At 66.6% G+C, this 8,287-nt stretch carries 6 protein-coding genes and 1 rRNA gene; 2 read left to right on the top strand and 5 right to left on the bottom strand.

Annotated elements, in window-relative coordinates; genetic code table 11:
• Window positions 1–39: 39 nt before the first annotated feature.
• Window positions 40–154: ribosomal RNA gene (rrf, locus tag C507_RS0116845) — 5S ribosomal RNA — on the top strand.
• 260 nt (window positions 155–414) lie between these two features.
• Here rrf and C507_RS21850 read toward each other — a convergent pair.
• The 5 genes from C507_RS21850 to C507_RS0116820 all read right to left on the bottom strand — a co-directional run bounded on the left by C507_RS21850 (window position 415) and on the right by C507_RS0116820 (window position 7,273).
• Window positions 415–1,527, bottom strand: coding sequence for a TRAP transporter substrate-binding protein (locus C507_RS21850; protein WP_018700892.1), 1,113 nt, complete (start codon window positions 1,525–1,527; stop codon window positions 415–417).
• An 87-nt stretch (window positions 1,528–1,614) separates the two neighbouring features.
• Window positions 1,615–2,931: a TRAP transporter large permease gene (locus C507_RS0116835; protein WP_018700891.1), complete on the bottom strand. Its 1,317-nt coding sequence runs from the start codon at window positions 2,929–2,931 to the stop codon at window positions 1,615–1,617.
• Window positions 2,928–3,491, bottom strand: a complete 564-nt coding sequence (locus tag C507_RS21845; RefSeq protein WP_083923630.1) for a TRAP transporter small permease subunit — start codon at window positions 3,489–3,491, stop codon at window positions 2,928–2,930. The genes C507_RS0116835 and C507_RS21845 overlap by 4 nt, the downstream gene beginning before the upstream one ends.
• Before the next feature lie 340 nt (window positions 3,492–3,831).
• On the bottom strand, window positions 3,832–5,604 hold the full coding sequence (gene xsc / locus C507_RS0116825) for a sulfoacetaldehyde acetyltransferase (RefSeq protein WP_018700889.1): 1,773 nt from the start codon (window positions 5,602–5,604) through the stop codon (window positions 3,832–3,834).
• Between the two features lie 49 nt (window positions 5,605–5,653).
• Complete coding sequence (locus C507_RS0116820) at window positions 5,654–7,273, bottom strand: GMC family oxidoreductase (protein WP_018700888.1); 1,620 nt, start codon at window positions 7,271–7,273, stop codon at window positions 5,654–5,656.
• A gap of 218 nt (window positions 7,274–7,491) precedes the next feature.
• On the opposite strand from C507_RS0116820, the gene C507_RS0116815 reads away from it, so the two are divergent.
• Window positions 7,492–8,265, top strand: a complete 774-nt coding sequence (locus C507_RS0116815; protein WP_018700887.1) for an IclR family transcriptional regulator — start codon at window positions 7,492–7,494, stop codon at window positions 8,263–8,265.
• The last annotated feature ends 22 nt before the right edge of the window (window positions 8,266–8,287 follow it).

Below are 8,287 nucleotides of genomic sequence, written 5' to 3'. Positions count from 1 at the left end.
ACCGAAGAAAAGACCAGTGTCCTTGCTATGTTCCGCCGGCCTGGTGGTTCTGGCGAGGGGTCTGAACCCGATCCCATTCCGAACTCGGCCGTTAAACCCCTCAGCGCCGATGGTACTTCGTCTTAAGACGCGGGAGAGTAGGTCGCCGCCAGGCCTGCAGAGCATAGCAAAAACAATCACGAAACCTTCTCAACACAACTCACTCCCCCAAAAAACCAAAGCACAACGAAAAACCCCGGCAGGCCAAAAGCCCGCACGGGGATAAACTCGTTGGCCCAAGGCATGAGAACCGGAAAGCGGTGAACCACAGGTCGGCGAGACGGCGCGCCATGCGGACCGGCTGCCAAAGCAAACGGCCGCCGGATGCCTCCGGCGGCCGCTCGCATCGCGTGACAGGACGGGTGTGACGCCGTCCTACTGAGCCTGCTTCGCCTTGTGGGCGCCGTCCACCACCTCGCTGTGGAGCTTGCGCACCCGGGAATGGTACGGGTGCACCAGGTCCGCGAAGTCGGACTGCGAAGTGTAGACCTTGGCGAAGAAGTCGTCGTCTTCCATGTACTTCTTCACCACGCCGTTCTGCGCCTCGATGAACAGCGTGTAGTACTCGTCCGGGGTATCTAGCAGCGTGATGCCCTCTTCCTCGTACTCCTGCACGGCCTTGGAGTTCTCGTAGAGATTGTCCGCCTGGGTGCGCATGGCGTTCGCCATGATGGCGGTCTCGACGATGGCCTTCAGGTCGTCCGGCAGGTCCTCCCAGAAGTCCTGGCAGATCATCAGCTCGCCGACGTCGGTCTGCTGATGCAGGCCCTGCAGGTAGTAGTAATCCCAGATCTTGCTGAGGCCGAGATTGCGGTCGTCGGCCGGGCCGATCCATTCCGCCGCGTCGATGGTGCCGCGCTGGGCCGAGGGCACGATGTCGCCGCCCGGCATGGCCACCGCCGGAACGCCCATCGCCGTGTAGGTCTGGCCGGCGATGCCCGGCGGCGAGCGGTACTTGATGGACCGGAACTCGTCCATGTTCTCGAACTTCTTGGAGAACCAGCCGAGCGGATCGGGCCCCATGGGCTGCATCAGGAACGGCACGACGCGCAGTCCCATCACCTCCTGGGTGAGCTGGTTGTAGAGCGCCTGGCCCTCGCCGCTGTAGTACCAGGACATCAGCGTCTGCTGGTCCATGCCGGTGCTGGCCGGCACGTTGGAGAACAGCACGTAGGCCGGGTGCTTGCCGGACCAGTAGTGCGGCCAGGCGTAGCCCGCCTCCACGAGGCAGGCGTCGACGGCGTCGAGGATCTCGAACGCCTTCACTTCGGCGCCGTCGGGCAGCACCTCCACCTCGAGGCGGCCGCCGGACATGGCCTCGACGCGGCCGGCGAAGTCTTCCAGGAGCTTGAAGTAGAGGCTGGAGTTGGGGATCGCGGTCTGGATCCGCATCTCGTAGCTGTCGTCCTGGGCGCTCGCCGATCCGGCGAGCAGGCAGAAGGCGCCAAGGGCGCTTCCCGCCAGGCAGGCAATGCGTGAGCGTTTCATCGGTATTTCCTCCCTAGGGTTGGTTCGGTGTCCGGGATCTCCGGACGGTCGGCGAAGGCCCCTTGTTGCTCTGGTTGGACGGGGTCTTCACTGAAGCGCGTTTGGCAGCCACAGCACGATCTGCGGGAAGGCCACCAGAAGGGCGACGACGATGAGCTGCAGCACCACGAACTGGGTCATGCCGAGATAGATGTCGCCCATCTTCCATTGCGGCACGACGCCCTTCAGGAAGTAGGCGGACAAGGCCATCGGCGGGGTCAGCCAAGAGGTCTGCAGCGTCACGGCGATCAGGATGGAGAACCACAGCGGATCGTAGCCCATCTCCACCATGGTCGGCAGGAAGATGGGCACGATCACCAGCACGATGGGAATCCATTCCAGCGGCGAGCCGAGCACGAACACGATCGCCAGGATGATCATCAGCATGATCGTCGGCGAGAAGGGTAGGCTCAGCAGGTAGTCCGTCAGGAGGTTGGCGCTGCCCAGCCGGGAGAACACGGCGCCGAAGAAGTTGGCCGAGCCCAGCAGGAACATGATCATCGCCGACATGGTCAGCGTGCTGTAGACGCACTTCTTGAAGGACGGCCACGACATCCGCCGGTAGACCAGGGCCAGCACCAGAGAGGCCAGCGCGCCGCTCGCCGCCGCATCGGTCGGCGTCGCGACACCGCCGATGATGACGCCGAGCGTGAAGGCGATGACCACTGTCACCGGGATGATGCCGAGCAAGAGCTCGCGCACCTTCTCCGCGCCGCTGGTCTCGTTGATCTCCTCCAGGCTGAGGGGCGGTCCGAGCTCCGGGTTCAGGTAGCTCTTGATCAGCGTGTAGGCGATGTAGGCCGTCGACAGCATCAGGCCGGGAATGATCGCCGCGGTGAAGAGGTCCGACACCGGCACGCCGACCACCGGTCCCATGACGATCAGCAGGATCGAGGGCGGGATCAGGATGCCGAGGGTGCCGCCGGCTGCGATCGCGCCGGCCGACAGGCGGGTGTCGTAGCCCGACTGCATCATCATCGGCGCGGCCATGACGCCGAGCACCGTCACCGAGGCACCGACGATGCCGGTGGCCGCGGCGAACACCGTCGCCACCAGGAGCACGATCAGGTAGAGCGAGCCGCGCACCCGTCCGAGCAGCAGCCTGAGCGCCTTGAACATGCGCTCCATCAGGCCGGATTGCTCCAGCACGAAGCCCATGAACAGGAAGAGCGGGATCGCGGCCAGTGTCGTGTCGCGCATCAGCGCGAAGAACTGGTACTGCATCAGGGAGATCACGCGATCGCCCATCCCCAGCCAGCCGAACACCAGCGAGATGAAGATGAAGGTGAAGGCCATAGGATAGCCGGTCAGGAGACCGACGAAGATGAGGCCGAGCGACACCAGGCCGAGGGTTGCATCGGTCATACCCGTGCCTCCTCGCCCGGAGCGCGGAAACGCCGGTTCGTCACGATGCTGAAATAGCTCTTCAGGAGTTCCGAGACGCCCTGGATCAGGAGCAGCGCTCCGGTGATCGGCATGACCGTCTTCAGCGGATAGATGATTGGCATCATCGGGCTGGTGGGAATCCGCTCGCCGCGCATCCACGACACCATCGCGTAGTCGAAGGTCGCCACGGTGAAGAAGTACATGGCCGGGAAGAACAGGACGAGCGTGAACAGCCCGTCGATGATTCCCTGCCAGCGCGGCGTCAGGATGTTGAACAGGAAGTCGGCCCGCACGTGGCTGTCCTGGCCCAGCGTGTAGGCCGCGCCCAGCATGAACAGCGCGCCGTAGAACATGAACGTCGCGTCGTAGGCCCACATGGTCGGGCTGTTGAAGCCGAAGCGCGCGATCACCTCGTAGACCAGCGCGCCGATCATCGGCACGATCAGCCACGCGGCTGCCTTGCCGACCAGCATGCCCGGAAAGTCCAGTATGCGCGTGAGACGGCGAAGCCGGTGTTCGGCCTCCGGGCTCATAGCCATCGCCTCCTCCCCTTGTTGGTGTCCGCAGGAGGCGGCCGGAGGCGCTGCACTGGCTGGGGGTCGCGTGCCCGGCGGGCCTTTTTCGGACCTCTGTCGGCAGGCGTCCCGATCACGTCCTCACGCGAGAACGACGCAACTCTCATCTTCCCTCCCTGGTGAAAATGAGACTTATAGCCTCAATAAGATATCAATCGTTGGGTCGACGCAATCTCCGATTGGCGGTCTGGCCCCGTCCCTTCTGGTCTCTCCGTTGTCTCGGCGCCCGGTCTTCGCCGGATTCTCCGCGCCTCGTGTCTGGGGTCACGTGGACGGGGCTGGCCCGTCCGCGCCGGGTGCGGTGTCAGGCCTGCGGACGCATGTCCGCCTTGTCGACGCCGGCCACGGCGACCGGTTTCTTCATGGCGTCGCGGCGGAAGGGCTCGCCCAGTTCCTGGTTGATCATCGCCTCGATGAGGGTGGTCTTGCCGCTCTCCATCTGGTCGCGGACGGCCTGGTCCAGCGCCTGGGTGAGCTCGTCCATGGTGCGCGCCTGCACGCCCTTCAGGCCGCACGCCTGGGCGATGCCGGCATAGCTGACGCCGTCGGCCAGCTCGGTGCCGACGAAGTTGTCGTCGAACCACAGCGTGGAATTGCGCTTTTCCGCGCCCCACTGATAGTTGCGGAACACCACCATGGTGATGCCCGGCCATTCGGACCGGCCGATGGCGGTGAGCTCGTTCACGGCGATGCCGAAGGCGCCGTCGCCGGCAAAGCCCACGACCGGCGTGTCCGGGCAGCCGATCTTGGCGCCGACGATCGCCGGGAGACCGTAGCCGCAGGGGCCGAACAGGCCCGGCGCCAGATATTTCCGGCCCGCCTCGAACGCCGGGTAGGCGTTGCCGATGGCGCAGTTGTTGCCGATGTCGGTGGAGATGATGGCGTCGCGCGGCAGGGCGGCCTGGATGGCGCGCCACGCCATCCGCGGGCTCATCCAGTCGGGCTTGGCGGCGCGGGCGCGCTCGTTCCAGGTCGTGCCGGGATCGTCGTCCTCGTGGTCCATGGAGGAGAGCTGCTGGGCCCAGGCCGACTTGCGCATGGCAATCGTGTCGCGCCGCTTGCGGCCGGCCTCCTCGTCCTTGTCCTCCGGCAGGAGTTCCAGGATGCGGCGGGCCACCTTGCCGGCATCGCCGACGATGCCGACCGAGACCGGCTTGGTGAGGCCGATGCGCTCCGGCTTGATGTCCACCTGGATGACCTTGGCGTCCTTCGGCCAGTAGTCGATGCCGTAGCCGGGCAGGGTGGAGAACGGGTTTAGCCGGGTGCCGAGCGCCAGCACCACGTCGGCCTCGGAGATCAGCTCCATGCCGGCCTTCGAGCCGTTGTAGCCGAGCGGGCCGGCGGCCAGGGGATGCGAGCCCGGGAAGGCGTCGTTGTGCTGGTAGCCGACGCACACCGGCGCATCGAGACGCTCCGCCAGCGCCACCGTGTCGTCGATGGCCCCGGCGAGCACGACGCCGGCGCCGTTGAGGATCACCGGGAACCGGGCGCCGGCCAAGAGCTTTGCCGCCTCGCTGATCGCCGCGTCACCGCCGGCCGGCCTCTCGAACTCGACGATCTGCGGCAGCGGCACGTCGATGACCTGGGTCCAGAAATCGCGCGGCACGTTGATCTGTGCCGGGCCGCTCGCACGTTTCGCCTCGAGGATGACGCGGTTCAGCACCTCGGCCACCCGGGAGGGGTCGCGCACCTCCTCCTGGTAGGCCACCATGTCCTCGAACAGCTTCATCTGCTCGACTTCCTGGAAACCGCCCTGGCCCAGCGTCTTGTTCGCCGCCTGCGGCGTGACCAGAAGCAGCGGGGTGTGGTTCCAGTAGGCGGTTTTCACCGCGGTGACGAAGTTGGTGATGCCCGGCCCGTTCTGGGCGATCATCATCGACATCTTGCCGGAGGCGCGCGTGTAGCCGTCCGCCATCATGCCGGCGGAGCCCTCGTGGGCACAGTCCCAGAACGTGATACCGGCTCGGCCGAAGAGGTCGGAGATGGGCATCATGGCGGAGCCGATGATGCCGAAGGCGTGCTCGATGCCGTGCATCTGGAGCACCTTCACGAAGGCTTCTTCCGTGGTCATGCGCATGGGTGTCTTCCCCGTTTTCCAGTCTGTCCTGACGGTCGCCGGTCCGGGCTCAGTGCCGGTCTTCGGCGATCATGTCGCTTGCCTTCTCGCCGATCATGATGGCCGGCGCATTCGTGTTGCCGGAAACGATCTCCGGCATGACGGAACAGTCGGCGACGCGCAGGCCGCGAATGCCGCGCACGCGCAGCCGCGCGTCCAGCACCGCCTGGCCGTCAACGCCCATCCGGCAGGTTCCCGTGGGGTGATAGATCGTCGTTGCCGAGTTCCGCGCCCAGTCGAGAAGCCCGTCGTCGTCGTCCGCCGCAACGTCCGGTCCCGGACGGTATTCGACCGCGATCTTTTCGCGAAGGGGGGAGTTGTCGGCAATCCGCCGCGCGATCTTGATGCCGGCGACGATGGTCTGCCGATCGGTCTCGGTGGCCAGGTAGTTGGGGTGGATCGCCGGGTGGTCGGCCGCGTCCGGTGAGCGCAGCCGGATCTCGCCGCGGCTTTCCGGTCGGAGCTGGCAGACCGACATGGTGAAGGCGGAAAAGGGATGCACACCCTCGCCGGGACTGTCGGCCGACCACGGCTGGACGTGGAACTGGATGTCCGGCGTCTCCACGCGCTCGTCCGTCCGCATGAAGCCGGTGGCCAGGCTCGCCGCCATGGTCATCGGGCCGGTTCGGAAGAGGGCGTATTCCATGAAGATGCGGCCGCGGCCCACCAGGCTGCGCACCTCGTCGTTGAGGGTCGTCTCGGTGCACTTGTAGACCAGGCGGGCCTGCAGATGGTCCTGAAGGTTCCGGCCGACGCCCGGCAGATCGACCACCGGCGCGATGCCGTGCTCGGCAAGGTGCGCCGCCTCGCCGACGCCGGAGAGCATCAGGATCTGCGGCGAGCCGATGGCGCCGGCCGACAGGATGACCTCGCCGTCGGCGTACGCCACCCGCACGGCGCCCGAGGCGTCTCCATATTCGATGCCGGTGGCGCGTCCCTCCTCGATCACCACGCGGCGCACGTGCGCCCGGGTGACGATCTTCAGGTTCGGCCGGTCGAGGACGGGTTTCAGGAAGGCGGCCGCAGCCGAGCAGCGCCGGCCGTTGCGGGCGGTGAGCTGGAAGTAGCCGACGCCCTCCTGGCTGGCACCGTTATAGTCGGGGTTGAAGGGATAGCCGGCGGCCTCGGCCGCGGCGATCCAGGCGTCGCAGACCGGGCGCACCAGCCGCATGTTGCTGACCGCCAGCGGCCCGTCGGTGCCGTGATAGGCGTCGCCGCCGCGCTCCTGGTTCTCCGAGCGCTTGAACAGCGGCAGCACGTCGGACCAGCCCCAGCCCTCCAGCCCCATCTGGCGCCAGCGGTCGTAGTCCTGGGCCTGGCCGCGCACATAGAGCAGACCGTTCAGCGACGACGATCCGCCGAGCACCTTGCCGCGCGGCCATTCCAGGCTGCGCCCGTTCAGGCCCGGGTCCGGCTCGGTGCGGTAGCACCAGTCGACAGCCGGATTGTGCATCGTCTTGAAGTAGCCGACCGGCACGTGGATCCAGGGATTGGTGTCGCGGCCGCCGGCTTCCAGCAGGATCACGCGCACCGACGGATCTGCGGTCAGCCGGTTGGCGATAACGCACCCGGACGACCCCGCGCCGACGATCACATAATCCGCCCTGAGCTCTGCCGCTCCCGTGTCCATGCGCTCCCGTCCACCTGTTCGCCGGTGTGTGGGTCGATCATTGCCTTTTGATAATGAGACTTCAAGTATCAAAATGAAATGGATTATGATGCGCTGCATCGACGGATCGGGGGCGGGCACCATCGTCATGGCGGCAAACTGCGAATTGATGCGCTCCCCCCCTTCTCCTAAGGTCTTGGCGACTTGGCTGGGTCCATTCACGGTGCGGGCGGAGGCGCATGCAGGTTCTCGACGAGGGAAAGGAGACGATCCCGACCAATCTGCGGCTGCTTCTGGTGATGGAGGCGGTGGCGGCCGCCGGCGTGCCGGTGACCCCCACCCAGATCAACCAGGCGATCGGCCTTCCCAAGCCCACGATCCATCGGCTCTTCGCGACGCTGGAGGAGGAGGGCTTCCTGCAGCGCGACATCGACGGCCGCAGCTATGCCCCCGGCCGGCGCGCGCGCGAGATGGCCGGCGGCATCCTGTCGTCGCTCCGGCTGCGCACCGCGCGGCTGGCGATCCTGACGCGGCTTGCCGCGGGCATCGGCGAGACGTGCAACATCTCGCTGCCCGAGCGCGACGAGATGATCTACCTGGAGCGCGTCGAGACGGCCTGGCCGCTGCGCATCCAGCTGCCGGTGGGCACCCGGGTGCCGTTCTACTGCACCTCGTCCGGCAAGATGTATCTGAGCTCGCTGCCCAACCGGCATCTCGACCGCTATCTCGCGGCGGCAAGGCTGGAACCGCGCACGCCCAACAGCATCACCGATCCCGACCGGCTGCGCGCCGCCCTGCTGCAGATCCGCGCCGACGGCTTCGCCACCGACGACGAGGAGTTCATGGAGGGGATGATCGCGCTGGCGGTGCCGGTCCGCGACACCAACGGCCGGCTCTTCGCCACGCTGTCCTTCCACGCCCCGACCCAGCGCTTCGACATCGCCCGGGCCAAGGATCACCTGCCGCAGCTGCGCGCCGCGGCGGAGGAGCTGTCGCGCCTCTCCTTCGCCTGAACCGGCGGAGCGGGCGCCGGTC

This window comes from Amorphus coralli DSM 19760 (genome assembly GCF_000374525.1).
In the GTDB taxonomy this organism is placed as follows: Bacteria; Pseudomonadota; Alphaproteobacteria; order Rhizobiales; family Amorphaceae; genus Amorphus; species Amorphus coralli.
The sequence above is the reverse complement of the archived record's forward strand: the minus strand, read 5'-3'. Positions and strand labels throughout refer to the sequence as shown.

What these genes read in the sequence shown, in the direction of transcription:
- C507_RS21850 (WP_018700892.1), bottom strand. Translation starts at nt 1,527, where the DNA reads ATGAAACGCTCACGCATTGCCTGCCTGGCGGGAAGCGCCCTTGGCGCC.
- C507_RS0116835 (WP_018700891.1), bottom strand. Translation starts at nt 2,931, where the DNA reads ATGACCGATGCAACCCTCGGCCTGGTGTCGCTCGGCCTCATCTTCGTC.
- C507_RS21845 (WP_083923630.1), bottom strand. Translation starts at nt 3,491, where the DNA reads ATGGCTATGAGCCCGGAGGCCGAACACCGGCTTCGCCGTCTCACGCGC.
- xsc (WP_018700889.1), bottom strand. Translation starts at nt 5,604, where the DNA reads ATGCGCATGACCACGGAAGAAGCCTTCGTGAAGGTGCTCCAGATGCAC.
- C507_RS0116820 (WP_018700888.1), bottom strand. Translation starts at nt 7,273, where the DNA reads ATGGACACGGGAGCGGCAGAGCTCAGGGCGGATTATGTGATCGTCGGC.
- C507_RS0116815 (WP_018700887.1), top strand. Translation starts at nt 7,492, where the DNA reads ATGCAGGTTCTCGACGAGGGAAAGGAGACGATCCCGACCAATCTGCGG.